A 23,783-nucleotide genomic window follows, 5' to 3' on the forward strand; every position below is an offset into this window, starting at 1 on the left:
ATTTGGTATTCCTCACTTTAAATCAGTCCTTTAAAGTAAGGATTCCCTTCGTTTTAGATCAAAACCATAACCATCGGATAGAACATGCAGCAAAATCGGACTTAAAACTAAAGACTGACCCGGGCTCGTTTCAGAAACATTAGTTGTGGTGGAGGAAGACGCATCTGCCACAGTTACTGTATTACTGCCCACCACAGAAAACCTTGCATCATCTTGAACTAAAATTGCTGTATCTTCATCGATTCCGACTCCAAGAACATATGGGTTGTGAGATATCGCCGATAAAAGGCGTCCTATCCGTCCCCGTTGGGCAAAATGCTGATCAATAACTACAGAACGCAAAAGGCCGAGTCCCGGTGCCATTGTTAAAGAATCTTTCTTAGCAGTCCCTGCTTCGCCGCCTACGATCATCGTATCCGACATCACAGAAGCCCCTGCGCTGGTTCCTGCAATAATTACTCCGCGTTCATATAAATGTTGGAGTGTGCTTCCCAAGATAGTTCCGCCCAACAAACCGGTAATTCTTAATTGATCTCCGCCGGTAAAGAAAACTCCCGTTGAGTTTTCAAACTCCTTGCCGATCCCTCTCCTGTTGGCCTGTATGCGATCAGAAACATCGAGAACCTGTACCTCCTGCGCCCCTAATTCAAGAAATAAGGAATGATACTCATTTCCCACTTGCAAAGGTAATTCTGTCGCGGCTGTCAAAACCGTAATCCTGCTCTCCTTTCCTCCTGCTTCTTGAACAAAACGCTTGAGAATTTTACATTCATTTTTTTTATCTTCAGCGCCGCCAATGATGAGCAGCTTTCCTTCCACATGTTCTGTCAAATAAAATCCCTCCAGTCCTTTTTATTTTCCGCCTAAAGAAGGGGTATTATGCAACGAACATTCAAGAATCCCTTACATACCATGAACTATACCCTTTGGTGAAGAAAGGAGGCATAAGATCAATGTCCAGTTCTTCTCTTGTAATTCATACCCAACGCCGCCAACTTGAGCTTTACGAAGACAACCGCCTGATAAATCGTTTTCCAATTGCCGTTGGCAAAAACGAAACTCCCACGCCCCATGGTTTCTTCTACATCGCAACTAAAGCTATGTATCCTGGAGGGGTCTTTGGCAGCCGCTGGATGGGCCTTTCTCTTCCTGAATATGGGATTCACGGCACAAGTAACCCAGCCAGTATCGGTCAAGCTGTATCTAAAGGCTGTATCCGCATGTATAACCATGATGTGGAATTTGTTTATCAACATGTAGAAATAGGAACACCTGTTAAAATTCAATCTTAGATAACAAGGAACTAGCCATTTATACAAGTTAATAAGAATGTGGTTAAGAGAAAAGAGAGCGGACTGTTAAACAAACACAACCGCTCTCTAACACATTAATAAGGACTTCTTGGATAACCTCGCCGCATTTGCCCCCGTGTCTCGATCCCGCCAACCCCGTCCGTTCCTGTGATCGTATGCATCAAAATATCTTTGACCGAGACAATTTGATCCATAGGAGTAAAGGCGATTCTTTCGACTATGAACACCGGATCAAAGGCATGTATCAACATCCTCTTCGGTGATGAGGCAAAATTTGCCCCAGCTTCCAGAATAGCCTCATAGTTGGATTGACAAGCCCCAGCGAAAATCACCAGACCATCTCGATTAGGCTGAAAGCGGCGGGCCTCTAAAACTGACTCTACAAAATACCTCGAACTCCGATAACTGTCCAGACTATGAAAATCCTTCTTCCCACGCAAAAATCCATCATGACCAGTTAATACTAAAATATCCGTTGGATTTTCTTGCAAAATTCTGCGAATAACTTTAGGTTGTTCAACCTCACTTTTACAAATTCCCTTGGCTTCAATTCCCATTTGACGGTAGGTCCTTATACATTGATTTAAATACTCTTGATCCCCATCCAACTGCAGAACCCGGCCGGGGATTTCAAAATACTCCTTTAAGTCGTCTTGTACTGCCTTTCTCTGACTTGTAAGCTTGTGTAACTTCTGATAGATCATTTTATTATCTTCTCGTTCGTAGTTCATAACTTCGACTGGACTTTTAGACACCAGATCCGAAAACGGAGCGTCAGCTAGCAGTCTTAAATTAAGTCCTTTGATGATTGCTGAACGCTCGCCTTGATTACCATCAATAACATTAACGATGTGAAAATAAATATCCTGCTGATGAGAAAGTCTCGCTACAATATCCCCGACTCGAAACATGGACTCCCCTCCTTCCCCTTTTCGCTATATCTTATGTCGCATACCAGCAAACGACATATACTATAACTAGTAAATCCCAAAGGAGGAGCAAGGATGTTCTCTGCAATTATACCCGCCAAAAATGAGGAGAAGAGCATTTTGGCAGTTTTAACTACGGTGTTGCGCCTTCCCGTAGATTATATTATTTTGGTTCTCAATGGCTGCACAGATCAGACCCTAGAACTTGCTCGTTCCATTCCCGATTCCCGTATCCATATATTGTTCTTTTCAGACCCTTTAGGCATTGATATACCTCGAGCGGTAGGGGCCCTTTATGCCCGCTCTTTAGGCGTTGATGGAACCCTTTTTGTCGATGGCGATATGTCCGGCGATATCTATGAAAACCTGCTTTCTCTCATCACAACAGTAAACTCTGGAGTTGATGTCGCCCTAACAAATTGTTATCCCTATATCACCAATCGCCAAAAGCTTGCCAATCTTGTTCTGAAATTTCGTGCCAAACTCAATCGCGAACTCGATTTATTCAAAAACCTCGGCCTATCTACCCCAACACACGGACCCCATGCCCTTTCCAAGCTGGCTTTGTCAAATATACCGCCTGAGGCTATAGCGATTCCGCCTCTCACCTTATTTTGGGCCAAAAAATTGGATCTCATGATAAAAGTAGCAACTTCCATTCCTCATCAAAGGCTTCACTCTCCCAGAAAACACCGGGGCCATGCCCGCTTAATTGCCGAAACCATTATCGGCGATTGCCTTATGGGAATAACTCTAAGCCAAAATCTTCCTTCAACCCGTTCACTTGGCAAGCATCAGTTACTTGGATATCACCCGGAAAGACGTTTCGATCTGCTCCACACTTGGGAACAAGGGTTGAAATCCCGGGGCATATTTTACGAACAACATGTTATTCTTCCCAGAACCCCTGCCTTGGCTTGCAGTTTAATATCCTCAGATGAAACAAATGTTTAGCCAGGAACCGCTAACTTCTTTCTTTAAGATCTATCCCATGTTTTTGAAAGTATTGTAAAATTCTCGTCTTTTCATCGACCCGAACGTGAACCGTTGGCTGAACCTTACCTTTTTCAATCCCATTCCATTTCATATAAATAGTTTGGTTATATGATTTATTTAAAATCGGATCTCCATATTGTAAGTCAACAACAACGTAATGAGGCGTGATATCACTTTGCTGATTATTAGGCTTCTCACTTGGAAGTGTCATTACCAGACTTGACAGAGCATCCTTGGGAATTTCGTTGACAATGGCCGATTCATCATGGTGAATCGGTTCTCCCGCTAAACTTTCCTCAAAAACAATGGTTTCACTTGATAAATTCACCGCCGGATGAACCCCAACATTATTAAATTTTAATTCTAAATTCAGCTCATTCCCCAGAACTACTTGAGGTGATTCCTTTAAAACAAAGTATGGCCGCGCTGTTTCTTGCTGTACTTTCCAGGCGGCTACCGTCAAATAAACAGTTATTAAAGCAGTTATCGCCAATACGGTTGTCGCCAGTGTTGCAACAATATTTGACCACTTCATTAACCGGTGGTTACTTGCTTTACTCAAACCTATCCTCCTTTAATCTAATCCTTCTATAATAAAACAAAAGATACGCTTCCATAGAATTCGGAAATTTCTCCAATTTTATGCTTACTCCTGAAAAGATAGACATCGTGATAAAGATAACTTGGCTGGCGCTGATCGTACAAAAAAGGAAAGGCCCATTGATTTAATAGGCCTTTCCTTTTTAAATATATTTAAAAACCTTTTCTTACTTCTGTGGTCAACTATCAGTAAATAACTTCGTTATAACCTGAAATTCCTCAATACTTAATGACTCTGCCCGTCGTCCATCTGAAATTCCAGCCTTATTCAATTCTTTAACTATAACTTCCTTATCCATGGCTAAACCTGCTGAAAGAGAGTTACCCAAGGTTTTACGGCGCTGGCTGAAAGCAGCTTTTACAACTCGGAAAAACTTTGTTTTATCAACTTCGAGACCTGGATAAGGACGAAGATCCAACCGAAGTACAGAAGAAGTCACTTTCGGGGACGGCCAAAAATCCCTGGGCATAACATCCATTACTTTTGTAACCTGAGCCGAAACTTGAACTGCTACGGATAAAACCCCGTAGGTTCTACTTCCCGGGGGGGCAGCTATCCTGTCCGCTACCTCTTTTTGAACCATGATTGTCATTCCACTCAGAACGTCTTCTTGATCTAAAAAATGCATGATGAGAGGGCTTGTAATGTAATAGGGCAAATTGCCAACCAAATATCCTTTTTGATCCCCCCAAAGTTCTTTTAAATTAAGTTCAAGAGCATCCATATGTACAAATTCGATGGGAAGTCCCTGCAGCTCTTTCTTCAAAGTTTCGATTTTCTGGGAGTCTAATTCAACAGCCCACATCCTTTCGACCTTAGGGGCCAAAGCTCGTGTTAAGACGCCCAGCCCAGGGCCAATCTCCACCAGGGGCACATCCTGTCTAATAGTACTTGCTTTAACAATCCCCTCAATTGCCTGATCGCTGACAAGGAAAACTTGTCCCAGGGATTTATAAGCACGTGAACCACTTCGTACTAGACGTCTGACATATTCAGCAGTGCTCTCCATGTCTAACCTCCTCAACTGCCTTAAAAAATAATTCTCGAGATATCCCAAACCGGTTCAAGCGATGAAGAAATTGTTTAGCATTACTGTCACCTATCCCTAATCGTCTCCCTAAGGCCAAGCGAAAATCACTAGCCCGGCTCGAACCCACAAGGCCTGCCGACCATAAATCTTCCATGTTAAATGTCTCAATTGAACTCCCTTGCTCCTGTTGAATATGAGCAAAAGCACGGCGAATCTCCTCGAGGCTGGCATTCTCCACCCCAATATCTCCCCGCTTCGTCGCAGCTTTTTTGCTAAGATAAGCATGCTTAGCCTGAGGAACATAGCTGCCTATACGCTTGCGAATCTGCTCTCCAACGGTATCCGGGTCTGTAAAGACAATGACACCTTGGCGAACTGCCATTTCAGCAATATATTCCAGTTTTTTCTTAGTTAGTCCGAAACCTTCAGTCCAAAGAATATCAACATTTCCCAGGGCCAGGCGAACTGCATGGGCGTCATTTTTCCCTTCTACCACTATAAGTTCCTTGATCACTACAATATTCCCTCCGTTTCCAACTCTTTTATCTTACCCGAGATTCAGCTAAGACTCAAATTTTAGAAACAAAGAAAAGGGGGTTTACACCCCCTCCAAAAATTCAGATATTTGATTTAACATTTATTACTTAGCTGTTGATTTATTTGTTCCAAAGGTACTCGACACAGAGTTCCAGATTGAGGGATCCTCCATTCCAAGTCGCCAAATAGCGACACCATGCAACTTGTGTTGTAACGTATACTTCATTTTTGTTTTTAAACTTGCTGCATTTTCAAAAAATACTTCGTGTCGAACTCCATTTGCCGTATAGGTAAACTGTGGAACTTTAGCACTGGGATCTGTTAAAATTTGAACGCCATGTTTTTTGGCTCGTGCGACAGCCTGAGCATAGGATAAATAATCCGGCATCACTGGCTTGTTTGATCCCCAGTCGTAAGCATACACGGGAAGCCCCATAACAATCTTATTACTTGGTATCTTTCCAACTGCAAAGGTAATAACACGATCAACCCAACCCTGTGAAGCAATAGGTCCTTGTGTTGTTCCCATACCATGTTCATCATAGGTCATGAGAATAACTTGATCGGCTGCCTTACCAATTGCTGCGTAATCATAGGCTCCTGACCACAAATCAGAGGGATAATCCACAAATTTTGCAGGAATAGAGATATTGAGAACTTTATCTTTGGCTTTTAATGCTTTGCCTAATTGCGCGACAAATGCTGAAAAGTTGTTGCGGTCACCGGGTGGTGTCTTTTCAATATCCACAGATATTCCATCCCAGTTATCCTTCATTGCAAGGTTCACCAAATTTGTGACAAAATTGGAACGTGCTCCGGGATTTGCTAAAACACGATGGGCTAAATTGGCATCAAATCCTACACTTCCGCTCATATTCATGTTATGAACCAATGCATAGACTTTGGAACCATTTTTTTTCGCCGTGTTTTTGGCACTCATATCAACGTTTCCTGCTGGGATTACTTTTCCCGAACCATCAAAGGAATACCAGAAAAAGGCAACTTCATCAAGCATCTTTCCGTTTTTGGTCATGGATGCCTTTGAACCGGGAGTCGGCCCTTCCGGATCTGTGTAAAATCCCATAACAACTCGTTTGTCTGATCCCAAAACAGAATCCCGAGTGGCTCCTGCCTCAGCTTTCGGGGGTTGTGTACTCTCTGAAGTTTGCTTTTGTTGATTTGATGGCGTGTTAGGAGTCGGTACATTCGAACATCCTGTTAAGGCAAGTCCCAGAATCAAGGTACTGCTCATCATAAAAGTCAGAAACCGTTTCATGCTGCGCTTCAACTCCTTCGAATAGATTCGGTTACTGACTTTATTCTCCCCGCTTCAAACAACGTTATGTATGATAGTGCCAAGAGTATAATTTATCCTATATTTATTAATTATGGTATTTCGAAATAACGGGCAATCCCCTTTGCAACAGCTCTGGATAATTGTTCTTGATACCATGATTGCTGAAGCTTTTTTTGTTCCTTAGAGCTGGATAAATACCCCACTTCTACAATAACTGCCGGCATACTTGTATTATTGATGACATAAAAATCTCCCGGTTTAGCAATTCTTCGATTCATTGCTGGTATTTTTATCAGTTCTTGTTGAATTAATTCAGCTAATTCTTTACCTGATTTTGATTTATAATGATAAAATGTCTCAGCTCCGGAATTCTGTCCTTGAGGTGTAGCATTGACATGAAGGCTGACAAACACATCAGCTTTTGCTTGACTGGCCATTGCTATGCGGCGGTTAAGATCAATTTGTTTTTTTGTAATTTTTCCTTTAACTCCGGCAGGCACATAGTCAATATCTTCCTCTCTCGTTAAAAAAACCTCAATACCGGAGGGGCTAAGCATTTCTTTAACTTTTTGAGCAATTTGCAGGTTGATCGATTTTTCATAAACGCCCTGAGATGAAATTGCTCCCGGATCATACCCACCATGCCCGGGATCGAGCATTACCGTATAATGTTCTTCGAAATGACTAACGACTGCTGTGGAACCCTGCCAAAGTACTGAAAAAATTAACAAACTCATAACCCCGAGAACAAAACCAATTGCCATTTTCTTTCCCGGCATTCCCAAAAGCAGACGCATTTAAATTCCCCCGTTTCTTAGGCTACCCTAAAGACTATGACCTTAAGTTAAAAGTTATAACTTCTCATCTTAGGTATTATCCGGAGGTTTGCCGCGAAAATGCCCGTTCCCACTAAAGCTCGAGCACGAGCCTCGAAAATAGTGAGTGAACGAATGTGGAAGGAGCTGCCCGGAACATGGATGCCTGACAGTAAAGAGAAAAGCCCCTGAATAAACTTTTCAGGAGCTTTCGGGACATAAAAATAAATTTAATTTTTCACTAAAACCTCTATGCAAAAACTCTTCAAGATGATTACTGAAGGTAAACTAAAACATAACGAACACCCCAAGACATTGCCGCCGCTTCAGAATCCATATAGAGATCAATTCGATTGCCTTGTATCAGGCCTCCTGTGTCCAAAGCACGTGCACTCCCATAACCATCTACATAAACCTTCGAGCCTAAAGGAATAACCCTCGGATCAACAGCGACTACTCCCCATTGAACCGGCGCTCCAGTTTTCGTGATACCGCCAGGAATACAATAAGCCGTTGCTCTCATGATATAGGCCCTTTTAAAATTAATCGTCTGCCCGCCGCGGGAAACAGATGTTTGTGCTCCCCGGGAAACCAGTTCATTGATAGGAGCGGTAACCACACGCTGCCCAAGAATTTGCCGATCGACTTCTTTTCCATCTTCAAGGGTTAAACGTATGGTCTGTTCCTGAATACCGTTAGAACCGCGGCTAATGACCTTATCAGGCAATCCAACGGGATAATCCCCCGGCTGAGTTACCATCTGATAGGGAATCTCACTTTCCTGAGTTTCCACCTTTTCAGCCACTCTTACCACCTTAACCTTTTCATTAGCCGTCAATAAGTGGTTAAGCGCAAGAGAAACCTTATCCTTTGCTCCTAAAACAATATTCAACTTCTTCAAGGCCTCAGCTACTGTGCGGGGAGCCAAATACGTATTGATTGTCTTTCCATCCGCTTGCACAACAACCGGAACAGCCCTTCGCACTTTAATATCCATTTGCTCTTTAAGATCTTCAGAACGTGGTTCGTTGACTTCATCAACGTCTTTAATTTGTAAGCCATAGCGTTCTGACAAATCATTAATCGCCTCACCGACAGTCTTGGCTGTAGTCCTCGCTGACAAAGTCTGTTTATCTACCGTCAGCTGAATCGGTATGCTTCTTGTAACAACGACCCTCATGCCTTTTGTAATTCTTGAATTTCGAGGAGGATTCACAACATCCTCAGGATTAAACTTTAAGTTGGAATACGCAAGGGCTTGCCCAACAGTATTAAAAATCGTTGTTACAGGTATAACTTTGTCATCAACTTCAATATCAATTGTTTTCATATTGAAGGCCAGAATTCCGCAGGCAATCAGGAAAAAAATCACGAGGGCAACTGCAGCTTTACTTAAGCGACCTCTGCGAACTAACGCTAAAACCGCAGCTCGAGAATTCTGAAACATTGAATCCCTCCAAAACCCATAGCAATCAACCAACTTCATTTTAATTGATAAGTAGTTGGTTGTCAAAAACTTTTTTCCATTATATGGGTTTTAGAATGTGTATGCGAACTGGCTTTCTTCCCCAATCCAAGCATTGTCTAAGGTTTGTAAAAAACAAATCAATCCTGTTACCTTTGATATCTCCGCCCGTATCAGCTGCTATAGCATACCCATAGCCTTCTACATATACTTTACTTCCCATAGCGATGACTCTGGGGTCTACGGCTATGATGCCTTGTCTTGGCGTTAATCCCGTTGCCGTTTTGCTGCCTGTATAAGTATAGGCAGTCGACTCCATTGTTAACGTTTTACTAATATTCAATTTGTCAATTTCGAAGTGCTCTCCGACAACCGGCTTGGAGTTCTGAATTACTACTTTCTTCTTAGGTCCCTTTAATTCAAAGGAAAGTTGTATTTGTTGATTCAATGGTTGTCCATCTACCTTATAGGTCTTAACCACTTGTCTTAAAACACCAGTTTCCCCTTCTTCCTGAACCTTGCTCATTCCGGGAAGAAGCTGATTTGATTCTATAACCTGCGTAGCATAGGGAATTTCTTTGTCGACGACTTGAATATCGCTTGTCATCATACTTCCTGAACCCTTAAGAGAATTACCCGCCTTGTCCTCACTTAAAAGTTCCTCTTGAGACTCCCCCCCCTTTACAACTTCCAGGCTGCTTGGCTCTGAAATGGGCGATTTTGAATTACTGCCGCCTAAGGCCGGAGCTCCACGACTGATATTTCCGACACGTAGTAATTTCCTGCGTGAGTCTAAAAGACCTATCTCAAGTTTGGGTTTTTGAATCGTCTGTGGTTTTTTTACTTGTTGATAAGGAACAGATATGGTCTGGGGTATATCTGGAGCTTTCAGTGCTGAATATCTTGTACCAGCCGCAAACACTGCTAAACCGCCCAGATACGAACTCCAAGTCTTGGTTGCCCGCCAATAATCGGAATACGTGGTGATCGGTAGCGAATACATCCTATCCCTCCTTAATCAGAAGGTATGAAGCAAATTCAAAAAAAAGAACCTTCTCCCGAAGGTCCTTTTTAACAAGCCTAAACAAGCTTAAATATTGTTTCGGCATTATGCATGGTCTGGAGAGCCATTTCTTCAATGCTCAGTTCTTTGATTTCAGCGAGTTTCCTGACAACCTCTCTTACATAAGCGGGTTCGTTGCGTTTGCCTCTGCGCGGTTCCGGGGTTAAATAGGGAGAATCTGTCTCCGCAAGAATACGGTCGATGGGGGCATTTCTGGCCACCTCAACGGTATGGCGGGCATTTTTAAAGGTTAAAGGCCCGGCAAAAGAAAGATAGAACCCAAGCTTTAAAAGAACCTTCGCCATTTCCCAGGATCCTGAATAGCAGTGCAGAACACCTCCATATTTCGGCGGGTGAGCTTTGACAATTTCTAAAACATCCTGATGGGCGTCCCGATCATGAATTACAATCGGCAGACCAACCTTGTTGGCCAATTCAATCTGTTGAATAAAAACCTCTTGTTGCATAGCTCGAGGAGATAAATCCCGATAATAATCGAGGCCGATTTCCCCCCAGGCCAGAACCTTGGGATGTTGAGCCAACGCTTGGAGTTGAACCATAACATCATCGCTGAACTCTTCTGCATTGTGAGGATGGACACCGATAGCTGCATAGATGAAATCGTAATTCTGGGCAAGCTGCACTGACCTTTTAGAAGATGGAAGGTCATAGCCAACATTCGTAACTCGAGAAATTCCCGAAGACTTAATTCTTTCTAAGACATCTTGAAAATCTTCTTGATATACCTCGTCATCAAGATGCGCATGCGTATCCCAAATCATTTCACTTGCGCTCCGCCAGGGAGTTCTTTGTCAAGCATAAGTACTTCAAGAACTTCTCCCTGTGATGCTGCCAAAATCATACCTTGAGAGGTTATTCCTCTTAACTTTGCCGGCTTTAGATTGGCAACAACTACTACGAATTTATTAATCAAATCTTCCGGTGCATAATGTTGAGCAATACCGGAAACAACCGTACGCACTTGTCCAGAGATTTCGATTTCTAATTTCAGGAGTTTATCTGTCTTGGCAACCTTCTCGGCGCTCAGAACTTTTCCAACTCTTAGATCAAGTTTCGCAAACTCCTCAATACTAATTTCTTCCTTAATTGGTTCGAACTCCAAATCTTTAGCTTCTTGCTTAGAGCCAGACTCCACTGGTTTCGTCACCTCTTCTGCATATTGAGAAATATCAATTCGCGGGAAGAGCTGTTCACCCTTTTGGATGCTGGCACCCGGATTTATAATTCCCCATTGATCCGCCTCTTCCCAGCGAATAAGATGCTCATCGCTGCTAAGGAGCGAACATATTCGGGGTGTAATGCCCGGCATAAAGGGAGCGGTCAAGATGGCCATAATGCGAATACATTCTACAAACGTATAAAGAACAGTATCAAGACGCTCCTGTTGATCTTCCTGCTTTGCTAAGGCCCAAGGAGCAGTTTCATCAACATACTTGTTGCATCGAGCAATAAAACGCCAGATTTGTTCCAGAGCACTTGCCATGTCACAGCGTTCAAGACTGTCGTCTACGCCCTTTTTAACTTCCGAACTTAAGGTTTTCAATTCCATCTCTAAGGGACCATCTTGACCTGGCCGAGGAACAACCCCCCCCCTATACTTGACGACCATAGCCAAACTTCGAGAAACATAATTACCAAAATCATTAGCCAAATCACTATTAATTCGTTCCACTAAATTGTCCTCAGAGTATGTTCCATCAGTCCCAACCTGCATTTCACGCAACAGGAAATAGCGGATAGCATCTGAGCCATACCTTTTAATTAATTCGAAGGAATCCTGGACATTCCCCCGCGATTTTGAGATTTTTCCCCCATCTTTCGACAAATACCACCCATGCCCATAAACAAGGCGCGGGAGAGGAAGATCAAGAGCCATCAAAATAATTGGCCAAATGATCGCATGGAAGCGAACAATATCTTTCCCCATGATTTGAACGTTAGCCGGCCAATATTTTTTATAATTTTCTTCATCCGGGTAACCTAAAGCGGAAATATAGTTGATTAAGGCATCAAGCCAAACATAAACCACATGCTTTGGATCAAAAGGTACCTTAATCCCCCACTTGAATGTCGTTCTGGAAACACAAAGATCTTCTAAGCCGCTTTCAATAAAACGGATCATTTCATTGCGCCGGGAAAGGGGCTGAATAAAATCAGGATGTTCATCAATGTATTGAAGGAGCGCGTTTTGATATTTTGATAAACGGAAAAAATAGCTCTCTTCTTTTAACAATTCTACACTGCGTAAGCAATCTGGGTTGGGACATTTTCCATCAACCAGTTTGCTTTCCGTCCAAAATGTTTCACAAGGTGTACAATACCATCCCGAATACTCTGATTTGTAAATATCGCCTTGTTCATACAATTTGGTAAAAATTTGTTGAACCACTTTACCGTGACGTTCTTCTGTCGTCCGGATAAAATCATCATTGGAAATATCCAAGGCCTTCCATAACTCTTTAAAGCGCTGGACAACACCATCGACATAAGTTTGCGGATCAAGGTGATGGGCTTCCGCAGTACGAACAATCTTTTGCGCATTCTCATCGGTACCCGTTAGAAAATGAACCTGATCTCCCAACATTCTATGATAACGAGCCAGAGTATCTGCAGCAACTGTAGTATAGGCAGTACCAATATGGGGACTTGAATTGGGATAAAAAATTGGGGTTGTGATGTAATAGTTCACGTTAGATCTCCTCTCAATCCTATGAATTCGACACATTAACTCATATTTGTCAAGTATATCCATAATAAAAATTTATTATGTAAATGTAATTTTTTATTCAAGAAATTTAATTCCTAATCACCTTTAAAAGTGGTTGACTTTAATTGGAACCATTGGTATCATAAGGTTGTAGTTTTCTGTCGAAAGTTGTAGTAAAGGGAGTGAGTGAAGATGATGAAATCAACAGGAATCGTGAGAAAAGTAGACGAACTTGGCCGCATTGTTTTACCTATCGAACTTCGCCGTACATTGGGAATTGACGAAAAAGACGCTCTGGAAATTTATGTGGACCAAGAAAGAATCATTCTTAAAAAGTATGAGCCGGCTTGTGTATTTTGTGGTAATGCCAGTGACAATCAACTTTTCCATGGCAAAAACGTTTGCCGTGAATGTGCTGTTGCGATGGGAGAAGCTATCCTTGGCAACGTAGATACCGGTTCTAAAGCTGTCTAAGTTTAGGAACAGTTTTTACATAGATATAAGTTTGTGTGTAATGATATTATTCAAACACTCTCTTCGAAGGCCTGATTGGCCTTCTTTTTATTCTACTTTAATTCTTCAATTAAGGCTTGATATACCTCTGACTTTTTCACTCCATAACGCTTGGCCACTTCTTTCATGGCATCTTTCTTGGTTAACCCCCGCTGTACTCCCTCATTGACCTCAATACACCAGTCTTGAGGCCCGCCTGCTAACTTTTTCGGAACAAATGGAGCAATGACGATGCAGCATTCTCCCCGCGGAGGGGTCTTTTCAAACTCTTCTCTTAGCTTAGAAAGATAATTCTTGTGAACTTGCTGATGCACTTTTGTTAACTCACGAACAACTGCAGCCTCACGATCACCAAAGGATTCCGACAATCCTTGTAAGGTGCTTAACAATCGATGAGGAGCCTCATAAAGGATCAATGTTTCTTGGCGATTTGCCAGGTCTTCTAAACTACGTTTTCTCTCCCCTGCTGAAGTTGGCAAAAAACCATAAAACGTAAAATGTTCAGCCGGCATACCTGATAAAATCAAAGCCGTCAGAGCCGCATTTGGTCCTGGCAAAACATCCACCGGAATATTTTCTTCAAGGCACAGCCGAATAACCTCACCTCCCGGATCAGAAATTCCAGGTAATCCGGCATCACTAATAAGAGCGACTGTTTGGCCTGCTTTAAGTCGTTCTACTAGTTCTAAGGATTTCTTCTTCTCGTTGTGCTCGTGATAACTCGTCAAATGGGTACTAATTTGAAAGTGCTGTAAAAGCTTACGTGAATGGCGAGTATCTTCAGCGGCTATTAAATCAACATTCCGCAATGTATCTAAGACTCGCAGCGTTATATCTGACAAATTGCCAATTGGGGTCCCACATACATATAATGTACCTTTAACTAACATGTCTAAAGACTCCCGACCGTAAAATATCCTTTAATTCTAGTCTTTCCGTAAAAAGCCCATACAAAACAGACAATCCCCTTCTAAAGGCTGCCCGAAATGAAGATGACAGACGTGAAATCCTTCATGATAAAGTCGCTCTAAATTATCGTGAGCGACACCTTGGATATGTTCGGCATTGGCAATAACCCGCTCCGTCTCTTTTTCCGGAAGAGTACACTCACGTTTTAGTTTGATATTTTCTTCTTCTAAAGCCTTTACGTAAGGTATTAAATGGTTAACTTCCTCCAGCAGGGAACGTAATTTTTCTTCCACTTCTGTAAGGGCTTGAGTTAACTGACTCATACCTTCTCACTCTTTCCTTTGGGCTTTTCCCCTTTCCTATTACAACGCTGTTTGCCATTCATTTTACTTGCATTGGCAACAGGGCTATCAACAATACTATTCGATTCATCCAGAATTTCCAGCATCTTAATGTCTTCTAAATCCTGAGCGTACATTTCCTTATCATCAGGTTTATAACAGCCATTTTCATACTTCAGACAACACATAAGCCGACCGCAAATTCCAGAGATCTTGGTCGGGTTTAGAGATAATTTTTGATCCTTGGCCATGCGGATGGAAACTGGTTCAAAATCTCCTAAAAATGACGTACAGCAAAGTATTCTTCCGCAGGAACCGACTCCTCCCAGCATCTTAGCTTCATCTCTAACTCCTATTTGCCTTAATTCAATACGCGTACGGAAAATGGCCGCCAAATCTTTTACTAATTCCCGAAAGTCAACCCTGCCTTCAGCCGTAAATGAAAAAATAATCTTATTTCCGTCAAAGGTATACTCGACGTCAACCAATTTCATCGGCAGCTGATGTTCGGATATTTTCTTTAAGCAGATTTGAAAAGCATCTTTTTCCTTTATTCTATTTTGTTCTACAAACTGTTCATCAGCCGATGTGGCTTTTCTAATAACCTGCTTTAAAGGAAGTACCACTTCCTCATCAGCTACCATTCGAGGAGGAATCACCAATTCACCGAATTCAATACCTCTTGCGGTTTCAACAATCACCCGGTCCGAGGCCTCAAGCTTAAGATCTCCCGGAGAGAAATAGTATATTTTACCCGCGTTTTTAAAGCGAACACCGACAACCTCAATCACAGAGAACCCCTCCTTGTTGAAATAGTTCTAAAGCCAATACTTCTATAACCAATCTCGGATTCACTTGTTGTCTTAACGCCTCATTAGCTTTACCAATTGCCAGAAGTTCAAAAGGTTGGTTCGTGCCATTGCGGATGCCTTCCTGTATCCTAACAGCTAAAACCTGCAGATAAATACTTACTTGGTTTTTGTCTAAGGGAAAAAGCGAAAAAAGCGCCAGAAAATCCTTATCCTTAATAACCTGAAAGAACCTACGAACCCAATCTTGAAGAGCAAAAACACCCTGCTCCAGTATTGCAGTCGCCAAAGTTTGGTTTTTACCGCTTAACTCCAAGGCTAATTTGGCCTCCTGCTGATTTATCGCTCCCAATTCCTCAAACCACTCATCTTCGGAAGGATCAGGATAATAAATTAACTGAGCTCGGCTGTGTATTGTAGGCAATATTCCTTCCGCATTTCCAGCACTAAGGATAATAACACAACGCTCCGGAGGTTCTTCAATAACTTTTAAAAGTGCATTCGCCGCAGGCAACGTTAACGTGTCCGCCTGTTCGATTATGGAAACTTTATAGTTCCCTTCATAATGCTTTAAATAAGCCTTTTCCTGCCAGGCAAGAACTTGTTCAATTCCGATCGTTGTCTTAAGCGGTTTCAGCCATAGTACATCCGGATGGTTAAGATTGGAAATTTTATGGCAGGCCGGGCAATTCTGACACGGCCTTTCTGATTTTGGCGAAAAACAATTTAAAATCTGGGCGATACGAAGGGCCTCTTCCCGCCGGTGTAATTCGCTTCCCCCATGGAAGAGTAAAAGATGTGCCAAGTGTTCTTCTCGAGCCGCCTTTTCTAAAAGTGCCTGTGCTAGATTCATGACATTCCTTTTTCCTCCTCCACGACCCAAATTGTTCGGCTTTCAAAACCTTCCCACCCTTGCCAACGTCCTTCTCCAGCAACAAGGAGTGTCTCGAGAACTTCTGGAGTCATTTGTTCTCCCATGACAACGATTGGAATTCCAGGTGGATATGGCGAAATAGTTTCCCCAACAATATGGCCTAAACTCTCTTTCAGAGGAATTTTCCGTTTTTTAGCTAAAAAGGCCTCTCGTGGCCTAAGAATCTGGGGCGGTAAAAAAAAATCGCCGCTTCTGTCATATCGATCGTTTCTTCTAAAACCTTCAGATCCTAAGGACAATGATTGAGCACTATCTGCCAACCTCTCTAACCCCCTCGTGAGTCTGCGAATGTCCTCAGGGGTATTACCGATTCCCAGCAAAAACAAAATATTCTCTTCATCCCATAATTCAGGTTCCAGGCCAAATTCTGTACGCAAAAATTCAACACAGCGAGAAGCAGGTAATCCCAGCGGCCGTGTATTAATCAAAATTTTTGACCAATCCAGGGCATCAATCCCGTAAGTCCCGACATCGTTCTGAGAGAGTATACGGAATTTCTCCCCAACCCTTTGTTGAAGATTCCCAACTTCATCTTTAAGGCGTTCCCACCGGCTTAAATCCAAAGCATATTCCCCAGCTCGTTCCAGAGACGCTAATAATAGGTAGCTGGGGCTTGATGATTGCAGCAGTTCCAAGCTTTGTCTTAAGCGAATACGAGAAACTCTTGAGCCTTGAACATGGAGCATAGCTGACTGAGTTAAGGCGGTTAGCGTCTTATGAGTACTATGTAAGACAAGATCCGCACCCAATGTTAAAGCACTCGCAGGAAACAAGAATCCCAAAAAATGAGAACCGTGCGCTTGATCAACAAACACCGGTACGTCCGGTGCTAAATCCGCCCTTTTATTTAAAAGGTCTGGCAGCTCAATACACGTTCCATAATAACTAGGATAAGTAACATGACAAGCAGCGGCATTTGACCAAGGAAATCGCTCAGGGCTTATGTCCAAACCCAAGGGAAGATTAAAATCCGGATGAATAATAGGTTTTATATAGTCCGGTTTCAGTCCGCTGAGAACTAAAGCCGACATTACAGAGCGATGGGAACTTCTTTCAATAATAACCTGATTCATCGTACCCGTAAGGGACATAAACATAGCCTGATTGCCGACAGTTCCCCCGCCAACTAAAAAAAATGTTTCATCCGCTCCAAAAATTTCGGCCGATCGTTTCTGCGCTTGATCTATAATTCCTTTCGGTGAATGAAGCATATCGAGTCCCGGAAGTTCTGTTAAATCAAATCCGCAGAAATCAAAGTCATGAAAAAACTCCTGTTGCCCTTTATGGCCAGGAGTATGGAAAGAGCAAAACCCCTGTTTCCGATATTGACTCAATCCTTCTCCCAGATCACCCACCAATGAACCTCCATTAAATGGTTTATGATTCTTTATATCAATATCAATACAGATATTCATACTATTTTATCACATCTAAGTCAATATTTCATCTACATTTCATAACCCGAGATTTGAATCAATATCCCGGGTTATAATCAAAACTATTAAAATAAAAGTCCTTGGATTAAAACTAAAAACTCTTGATATTCCGGAGTGTTCTGGTCTGCCGAGTACAACTCCTGTTGACAATCAGAACAGAAAAACATTCCTCGTATCCTAAATCCATCATAGAGTCCGTATTTTGGAACTTGAGCGCAGCGATAACAAACCGGATAGACTTTTCCTTTATTGATAACCATTTTCTGATCCTTTATTGCGGTGGTTCCCTCACTTGGGCCCTGTGATTGTATATTAAATGGTTTTATCATAGTTATGTTCCCCCTTAGTACTTCCTCCTACACCTATTCTTCCCCTTCTTCGACTGAATTAGTCGTAGAACTGCTGCTTGACATTCCTGAATGATGTACAGAAACCTGTACATTCAGGGAAAGAGGAAAATCTGTAATCTTCTCTTCCCATTGGTCTTTAATGGTCTTCCAATACGAAGGATCTCTCTCTTCAATCAGCCGCCCAATCCCTAAAAAATCAAGACTCAAATCCCTCTCTTTTGTAATTGACAGCTCACATTCTTCTTGAATAACTTTAGCATAACTAGTTTCAGCCTGATTCATTAGATCGACCCATTCCGGTTCCGAAAGTTGTTGCTTTATACCCATTACTTCGTCGACGGAAATACTCGCTTGGATCTGGTACTGGAGACCTATTACTCCGTTGTTATTGACTAATTTATATCTAGTCTTGGATTTTAAAACTTGCCCGCCGAAGCTAACGTTGCCTTTATCATTCATTGTGTTAATTAAGCGATTCTGAACATTGTTTTCAAGCCACATATACCCTTTGGTTTCTTTATCCGTAAGGTAATCCACTAATTGATCCCCGCGTAAAACACCTGCACCTTGTATGTGCAGTTCCTTTCCCTCCTTCTCGTCATTATATTCAATGCCACCCTCTCCTGACTTTATAGTTTCAACGATGGGAAGAATTGGAGCCGTACTCTGTGTACCTAGAATTGTTAAGTAATGTCCCAGACGAACGGTTGGAAAAGTAGAAATGTTATTTCCTTGCTCCATATGATTCTTAATGCTCATAGCTGGCAGTTCCCCATCGCGCAATTTCAAATTTAAAAGAGTTTGGGCCCTTCCTTTTGTCAAAACAAGGTACATTGTCCGTCGGAACTCTGAGAAGCGCTGAGCAAAATCAACAATATCGTTAAAACCGGCTTTGGCCGCACCTTCACCAATAACAATGACCTTCAATGAACCCATAAAGGGTATACGGCTGGAGATCTTATAAACCATTTCTGTTGCTTCTCGAACGCTGGAGACTTCTACACTAAAGGTTCGATCTTCAATTTTAGCTGCGGAATCTCCCCCACCTTGTTTAGGTTTGGCTAATTGCATTGTTATCAGAAATGTTCCCGGTTTTTTCCCGAGATCAACTCCTATGCCAATCAGAGGCGCCAATTCCTCGACTTCCCGTTTTCCCCAACATCCCGGTAAAAATAAGAGACATGCTACTAAAATTAAGGCCGCAATTCGATTAACTTTTTGATGTCTTCTAGTTTCCACGGATCTTTTTTCCCTTCTTCCAGCGCACTGCTCCCCAAAGTCCTAATATCCAAATAGCGGTAAATGGCAAAATGAGGTAGTTATCAACAAACGCAATTTCGGAAATCAATGCAGCTCCCCTTACAAAGCCAAAAGCAATCCCCATAAAGACTGCACAAACCGCAATCTGCCATTTTAAACCTTTAAAGTTCATCACAGTCTCTAGGCCCCAAACTGTAGTGAATAAAAAAGCGCTGATCTTTATGACCAAGGCCCCAAGCCAGACCCCCAAAAATAATGATTCAACACCTGCCACTGTGCGGCTTACTTCCACCATTTTTCCTAAAACTAATAAGCCATACACAATTCGAGTCGTTTCGAAAGGCCCAAATACAAGGATTTGCTGGAGTGCCACAAACATGTCCAGGATCCCCACCAAAAATACCGCCCGCCAAACCTCTCTCCTTAATTGTCCAATCTCCTTCATATCAGTGGGCAGAAACGCAGAAATCCCGGCCATGAAAAGTATATATTCCATGGCGAAGGGGGCCACTTTAAGGCCTCCCCAGAAAAGCGGCATTAACCCTTCACTTAGAATAGGCAGCAGCTCGCCCGGCTCAATTCGCGAGATTGAAAGCGTTAAGTTCAAGATTAATGCTAAGAGAATCAATGGAAAAACAACTTCGGAAAACCGGGCGAATACTTCAATTCCGGACTTACACAAATAGAAGACTAGAATTATTGTCCCTAAATAAAACAGACCGATGGGGGTCAAGGGCATAATTGACCGTTCATAGATGTCTCCTACTTGCCCCAGAAGCAAACCGCCAAAATAACCTGTTATTGAGATATAAAGAACACCTATTGCTTTCCCTATCCATTTACCAAAGACTATCTCCGTAACCTGTAATAAATTTTTATTGGGAAATTGAGATAATAAGGAAAGCACCATTAAGCCATAAGGTATTCCCAAGACAAAGGCGGGCAAAACACTCATCCAGCCGTCTCGACCGCCGGCATTGCTGACGATGGACGCAACCGGGAGAAATGTTGTACCCATGAGTACAGCTCCCCCTAAGGTCATGAACTGATGTGGAGAAATTCTTTCCATGGCTATTCTTTTCCCTTCCCGCCTGATCGGGGGTTCTCTATTTCCAAAAGCTGAGGCCTTCGTTTCATCGCCCACCATGGAGCTCGTACAAACGTATCCTGTAACAAGGAGCGGATGCGCATAGGGGCAATAGGGCTCATGTAGGGTACGCCGAAAGAACGAAGGCTTAGGAGGTGAATTAAGCCTGCATAAAGGCCGACGGAGACGCCGAAAAAACCGAGACTTCCCGCTAAAATCATAAGCGGAAAACGTGTAAGCCGTACCGCTAAGCTCAAATCGTAGTAGGGGATAGCATAGCTCGATACGGCAGTTATGCCAATAACAATAACCATCAAGGGACTCACTAAGCTAGCCTTTACAGCAGCATCTCCTATGATTAAAGCGCCGACAATACCAATAGTTTGTCCAATTGGTTTTGGCAAACGCAGCCCTGCTTCTTGTAAGATCTCTAAGACTATTGTCATAAGTAAGGCCTCTAAAAGGGCAGGAAAAGGCACTCCTTCCCGTCCTGCAGAAATGCTCATCAAAAGATCAGTAGGAATGATTTCTTGATGAAAAGTAGTCACTGCAATATAAACACTTGGCGCCGTAATAGCAATAAACGCCCCAATATAGCGAACAAAGCGAAACAATATTGCTGTCATAGCACGTTGATAGTAATCTTCATTGACGTTTAAAAATTGTGTTAAAATGGCCGGAACTACTAAGACTATTGGAGTTCCGTCAACCATAATACCAACCTTCCCTTCCAAAAGCTTACCTGCCAGTACATCAGGTCTTTCCGTATAAGCAATTTGGGGAAAGGGCGAATAGGGGAAATCCTCAAGCATTTCTTCGATATAGCCGCTTTCCAATACCCCGTCCATCTTAATGATGCTCAGCCTTCTCAATACTTCGGAAACAACATCAGGGCTGGCGACTTTGTCAACATAGGTGACAACTATATCTGTATTGGTTAACTCGCCAAGCTTTAAAGATATCAGCCTCAAGGAGGGATGTTTGATCTTTCGCCGTAAAAGAGATGTATTAATTCTTAGTGTTTCTGTAAATCCCTCATGAGGGCCTTTAATTACTGACTCAGCTACAGGTTCATTAATCCCGGCATTAGCCCACCCTCTAGCTCCGATAATAATTGCTTCTTTAGAGTCACCGAAAAAAATCACCGCATCGCCGGACAAAATTGCATTAATGGCATCACCTAATTTTGAGATCTTTTTGATTTCAAGACCAGGCAGAAGGTATTGAATAGTATTATCCACTACATTAGCCAACGTCACTTGAGCTAATTCTCCGCGACCTGGCAAATCAACCATAAGAGGTTTTAAAACAAATTGGTCTAACAGGTTCTTATCGACTAGCCCATCCACCCCTGCCATTAGGCAGGGAATAGATTCCTTTCCCTGAAGATAGAATTCCCGAAATACAACATCACTGCTCTTAGACAAGATTTCTTTTACTATATGCCCTGAAACAGGCTTATCAAGGTCTTCATCAAAGGAGTAGGCAGGGGGTTTTCTAACCTGCCGAACCTTAGGACGAAGGGTAAGTTCTTTGAGCATTTTCATCCAGCTGCGCAACGGTTACTCCTCCTTATCAGCTTATTTTGTCCCGCACCTCATTGATTATGCACATCGATTACAAGGGATAAGAAAAGAGCTGCAAGCATAAACAGTTGCAGCTCTTTTTCTCTGAATTTTATAAAGGAACTTCAAAATATGTCATTATAAAAATGCCGGTAACACATGAAATTAACCATGCCCAGCGTGGATCCTCATAGTGTATTTTAAGTAGAATAAACATGCCAAAATTAAAAATCACAGAATATGTTAAGGTCCAACCGTTAAAATGAGCAAAGTGGTGCAGTCGTAATGCCCACCATTCAATCAAAGAAAAAATGAACGTCCAGAAGCAGACATACATTAATTGCTTCAAAAATCCCTTTCTCGGAAAATAAGGGAGAAATAATAAAATAACGCATGGAAAAATAACAACAATCATCAGAACATTGGCCATTGATTCGGGGATAATTGTCGTAAATTTCCATAAAGGCTTTTTGAACGTAAGATAACAATAAATCATATTACCCAAGTCCCAAAATACAATTGTAGAATAATATTGCTTCCACTTTTTCCAATCACCCCAAAACCAGGTAACTAGAACACAACAAACCGTGAGTATAGTGTCCTCCATGAGTTCCTCCATCGTTGAAAGCATCTCAACTAGGAATCTGCTAAATTCTTATAATTTATTCAAAAAAATTGTTTAATGTTGTTAACAAAGTCAAAAAAGCGAACTTTGAAACCTTAACGTTTCTTTCGCCCGCTTTGAGAACTATGAACTTCTGTTGATTAACCTCGTCCAAGATAAACCAATTTTAAAGTCTTTAAAATTCTTAAATAATAATAAGCTTCTCGCAAAGTATGATCCGTCAATAAAGGAGTAAGCATAGATCGTATTTGACAGCCCAGAAGAAGGTCTGTACTCATGGCTTTAAAAGTTGCGATTGCCGTGGTCGCCTGAATATTCTCCTGTCTCAATTGTTCAAGCTGTGTTGCTCGTGCCCCCTCACCTTTTAGTTTCTGTTCTAATCGCTTAAACAGACGATCAAAATCTTCTGCCTTACGAATAAGATTCTTCTCCGAAGGATCCAGAAGATGACTAATAACCTGGGCATGCTCTCCCATGATATCGTCCCAAAATACCTTCTGCTCATATAACTCAACTCGTGAATTTACAAATTGGTTGTTTTGTAAACGGTTTATTAATTTAAGATAAAAAAGGGCCTCCTTATGAATGTGGGAATATTGGGATGGCAGGAGATTTGTAAATAAACAACATTTCGTCACTTGGTCTAAAACCATAGCTTTGAACTCAGCAAAACAGGTCGTTAAAGTTTTTGCCTTTTCATTTAGAGTCTGAATATTGGGGATAATCTCTGGGGGGATTGTCCCTGGATCGGGATGAAATTTCAACTCCTCGGCCGTTAGTGAACATTCAATATAGATTCCCGTCAATTCTTGAGTCTTTTGCTCTGCCCCAAGTGTTTTATCGGTTACCAATTCTCCTGATTGAAGTACGCTTTCTGACGCCGTACAATCGCTAAGCATTATAGCTTCCTTAAGAAGTTCATCGTATTGACATTTAAACTCCTCTGCTTGAGCGGTGTAAGTAACATCTTTAGGCAGAAATCCGATTTGCATAAACGTTGCATGTTCTTTCATGATTCGAGCCATAAATAGATGTAAATCCAGCGATTCCCTTACGAAATCTCCAACCATTGGTATACTGCTCGTCGTAAAACACCTCCCACTTCCTTTTGAACATTCTATTCCTAGGTTTATAGTTTTGTTCACAATATACTAATGAAGGTTATACTTTCCTCACAGCA

General features: G+C 42.1%; 25 protein-coding genes. 3 read left to right on the plus strand and 22 right to left on the minus strand.

Features of this window, described 5'->3' with window-relative positions:
• Positions 1–30: 30 nt before the first annotated feature.
• Positions 31–831 (minus strand): cyanophycinase, encoded by an 801-nt coding sequence (locus tag ACPUYX_RS08850; protein ID WP_426379327.1) that lies wholly within the window; start codon positions 829–831, stop codon positions 31–33.
• 122 nt (positions 832–953) lie between these two features.
• On the opposite strand from ACPUYX_RS08850, the gene ACPUYX_RS08855 reads away from it, so the two are divergent.
• Positions 954–1,292 carry a L,D-transpeptidase gene (locus tag ACPUYX_RS08855; protein WP_426379328.1) on the plus strand — a complete coding sequence of 113 codons (339 nt, stop codon included), beginning with the start codon at positions 954–956 and terminating at the stop codon, positions 1,290–1,292.
• A 95-nt stretch (positions 1,293–1,387) separates the two neighbouring features.
• Here ACPUYX_RS08855 and yabG read toward each other — a convergent pair whose 3' ends face one another.
• Positions 1,388–2,224, minus strand: a complete 837-nt coding sequence (gene yabG / locus ACPUYX_RS08860; protein WP_426379329.1) for a sporulation peptidase YabG — start codon at positions 2,222–2,224, stop codon at positions 1,388–1,390.
• A 93-nt stretch (positions 2,225–2,317) separates the two neighbouring features.
• Between yabG and ACPUYX_RS08865 the strand changes: the two genes are divergently transcribed.
• Entirely contained in the window at positions 2,318–3,196 is an 879-nt protein-coding gene (locus tag ACPUYX_RS08865) for a glycosyltransferase family 2 protein (RefSeq protein ID WP_426379330.1), read from the plus strand.
• A 10-nt stretch (positions 3,197–3,206) separates the two neighbouring features.
• Here the strand turns inward: ACPUYX_RS08865 and ACPUYX_RS08870 are convergent, their stop codons facing one another.
• From ACPUYX_RS08870 to metG, 9 genes are all read right to left on the minus strand, one after another.
• Positions 3,207–3,800 carry a hypothetical protein gene (locus ACPUYX_RS08870; protein WP_426379331.1) on the minus strand — a complete coding sequence of 198 codons (594 nt, stop codon included), beginning with the start codon at positions 3,798–3,800 and terminating at the stop codon, positions 3,207–3,209.
• Positions 3,801–4,017: 217 nt separating this feature from the next.
• Positions 4,018–4,848: a 16S rRNA (adenine(1518)-N(6)/adenine(1519)-N(6))-dimethyltransferase RsmA gene (rsmA, locus tag ACPUYX_RS08875; protein WP_426379332.1), complete on the minus strand. Its 831-nt coding sequence runs from the start codon at positions 4,846–4,848 to the stop codon at positions 4,018–4,020.
• Positions 4,832–5,383 (minus strand): ribonuclease M5, encoded by a 552-nt coding sequence (gene rnmV, locus ACPUYX_RS08880; RefSeq protein ID WP_426379333.1) that lies wholly within the window; start codon positions 5,381–5,383, stop codon positions 4,832–4,834. The genes rsmA and rnmV overlap by 17 nt, the downstream gene beginning before the upstream one ends.
• Positions 5,384–5,509: 126 nt before the next feature.
• Positions 5,510–6,682: a glycosyl hydrolase family 18 protein gene (locus ACPUYX_RS08885; RefSeq protein WP_426379334.1), complete on the minus strand. Its 1,173-nt coding sequence runs from the start codon at positions 6,680–6,682 to the stop codon at positions 5,510–5,512.
• A 110-nt stretch (positions 6,683–6,792) separates the two neighbouring features.
• Positions 6,793–7,500, minus strand: a complete 708-nt coding sequence (locus tag ACPUYX_RS08890) for an N-acetylmuramoyl-L-alanine amidase family protein (protein WP_426379335.1) — start codon at positions 7,498–7,500, stop codon at positions 6,793–6,795.
• Positions 7,501–7,792: 292 nt separating this feature from the next.
• Positions 7,793–8,965 carry a ubiquitin-like domain-containing protein gene (locus ACPUYX_RS08895; protein WP_426379336.1) on the minus strand — a complete coding sequence of 391 codons (1,173 nt, stop codon included), beginning with the start codon at positions 8,963–8,965 and terminating at the stop codon, positions 7,793–7,795.
• A 79-nt stretch (positions 8,966–9,044) separates the two neighbouring features.
• Positions 9,045–9,986 carry a 3D domain-containing protein gene (locus ACPUYX_RS08900; RefSeq protein ID WP_426379337.1) on the minus strand — a complete coding sequence of 314 codons (942 nt, stop codon included), beginning with the start codon at positions 9,984–9,986 and terminating at the stop codon, positions 9,045–9,047.
• A gap of 77 nt (positions 9,987–10,063) precedes the next feature.
• Entirely contained in the window at positions 10,064–10,828 is a 765-nt protein-coding gene (locus ACPUYX_RS08905) for a TatD family hydrolase (RefSeq protein WP_426379338.1), read from the minus strand.
• Complete coding sequence (metG, locus tag ACPUYX_RS08910) at positions 10,825–12,756, minus strand: methionine--tRNA ligase (protein ID WP_426379339.1); 1,932 nt, start codon at positions 12,754–12,756, stop codon at positions 10,825–10,827. Before metG ends, ACPUYX_RS08905 begins: the two co-directional genes overlap by 4 nt.
• Positions 12,757–12,969: 213 nt before the next feature.
• Here metG and ACPUYX_RS08915 point away from each other — a divergent pair, with 213 nt between their 5' ends.
• Positions 12,970–13,248 (plus strand): AbrB/MazE/SpoVT family DNA-binding domain-containing protein, encoded by a 279-nt coding sequence (locus ACPUYX_RS08915; protein ID WP_041276183.1) that lies wholly within the window; start codon positions 12,970–12,972, stop codon positions 13,246–13,248.
• Between the two features lie 92 nt (positions 13,249–13,340).
• On the opposite strand, the gene rsmI is transcribed toward ACPUYX_RS08915, so the two are convergent.
• From rsmI to ACPUYX_RS08970, 11 genes are all read right to left on the minus strand, one after another.
• Entirely contained in the window at positions 13,341–14,177 is an 837-nt protein-coding gene (gene rsmI, locus ACPUYX_RS08920; protein WP_426379340.1) for a 16S rRNA (cytidine(1402)-2'-O)-methyltransferase, read from the minus strand.
• Between the two features lie 36 nt (positions 14,178–14,213).
• Positions 14,214–14,519, minus strand: coding sequence for an initiation-control protein YabA (locus ACPUYX_RS08925; protein ID WP_426379341.1), 306 nt, complete (start codon positions 14,517–14,519; stop codon positions 14,214–14,216).
• A complete protein-coding gene (locus tag ACPUYX_RS08930; protein ID WP_426379342.1) occupies positions 14,516–15,328 on the minus strand; it encodes a PSP1 domain-containing protein in 813 nt (270 codons plus the stop codon). Before ACPUYX_RS08930 ends, ACPUYX_RS08925 begins: the two co-directional genes overlap by 4 nt.
• The gene (locus tag ACPUYX_RS08935) at positions 15,321–16,199 is read right to left on the minus strand and encodes a DNA polymerase III subunit delta' (RefSeq protein WP_426379343.1); all 879 of its coding nucleotides are present in this window, start codon (positions 16,197–16,199) and stop codon (positions 15,321–15,323) included. Before ACPUYX_RS08935 ends, ACPUYX_RS08930 begins: the two co-directional genes overlap by 8 nt.
• The gene (locus tag ACPUYX_RS08940; protein WP_426379344.1) at positions 16,196–17,635 is read right to left on the minus strand and encodes an aminotransferase class I/II-fold pyridoxal phosphate-dependent enzyme; all 1,440 of its coding nucleotides are present in this window, start codon (positions 17,633–17,635) and stop codon (positions 16,196–16,198) included. Before ACPUYX_RS08940 ends, ACPUYX_RS08935 begins: the two co-directional genes overlap by 4 nt.
• A 146-nt stretch (positions 17,636–17,781) precedes the next feature.
• Positions 17,782–18,045, minus strand: coding sequence for a sigma factor G inhibitor Gin (locus tag ACPUYX_RS08945; protein WP_426379345.1), 264 nt, complete (start codon positions 18,043–18,045; stop codon positions 17,782–17,784).
• A 33-nt stretch (positions 18,046–18,078) separates the two neighbouring features.
• On the minus strand, positions 18,079–19,305 hold the full coding sequence (locus ACPUYX_RS08950; RefSeq protein ID WP_426379346.1) for a Ger(x)C family spore germination protein: 1,227 nt from the start codon (positions 19,303–19,305) through the stop codon (positions 18,079–18,081).
• Positions 19,295–20,395, minus strand: a complete 1,101-nt coding sequence (locus ACPUYX_RS08955; protein WP_426379347.1) for a GerAB/ArcD/ProY family transporter — start codon at positions 20,393–20,395, stop codon at positions 19,295–19,297. The genes ACPUYX_RS08950 and ACPUYX_RS08955 overlap by 11 nt, the downstream gene beginning before the upstream one ends.
• A 2-nt stretch (positions 20,396–20,397) precedes the next feature.
• Positions 20,398–21,972: a spore germination protein gene (locus ACPUYX_RS08960; protein ID WP_426379348.1), complete on the minus strand. Its 1,575-nt coding sequence runs from the start codon at positions 21,970–21,972 to the stop codon at positions 20,398–20,400.
• 118 nt (positions 21,973–22,090) lie between these two features.
• Positions 22,091–22,609: a CBO0543 family protein gene (locus ACPUYX_RS08965; protein ID WP_426379349.1), complete on the minus strand. Its 519-nt coding sequence runs from the start codon at positions 22,607–22,609 to the stop codon at positions 22,091–22,093.
• 134 nt (positions 22,610–22,743) lie between these two features.
• Positions 22,744–23,673, minus strand: coding sequence for a DUF2935 domain-containing protein (locus ACPUYX_RS08970; protein ID WP_426379350.1), 930 nt, complete (start codon positions 23,671–23,673; stop codon positions 22,744–22,746).
• Positions 23,674–23,783 lie beyond the last annotated feature (110 nt).

The sequence above is a fragment of the Desulfosporosinus sp. SYSU MS00001 genome, from assembly GCF_049943955.1.
Classification (GTDB): domain Bacteria; phylum Bacillota; class Desulfitobacteriia; order Desulfitobacteriales; family Desulfitobacteriaceae; genus Desulfosporosinus.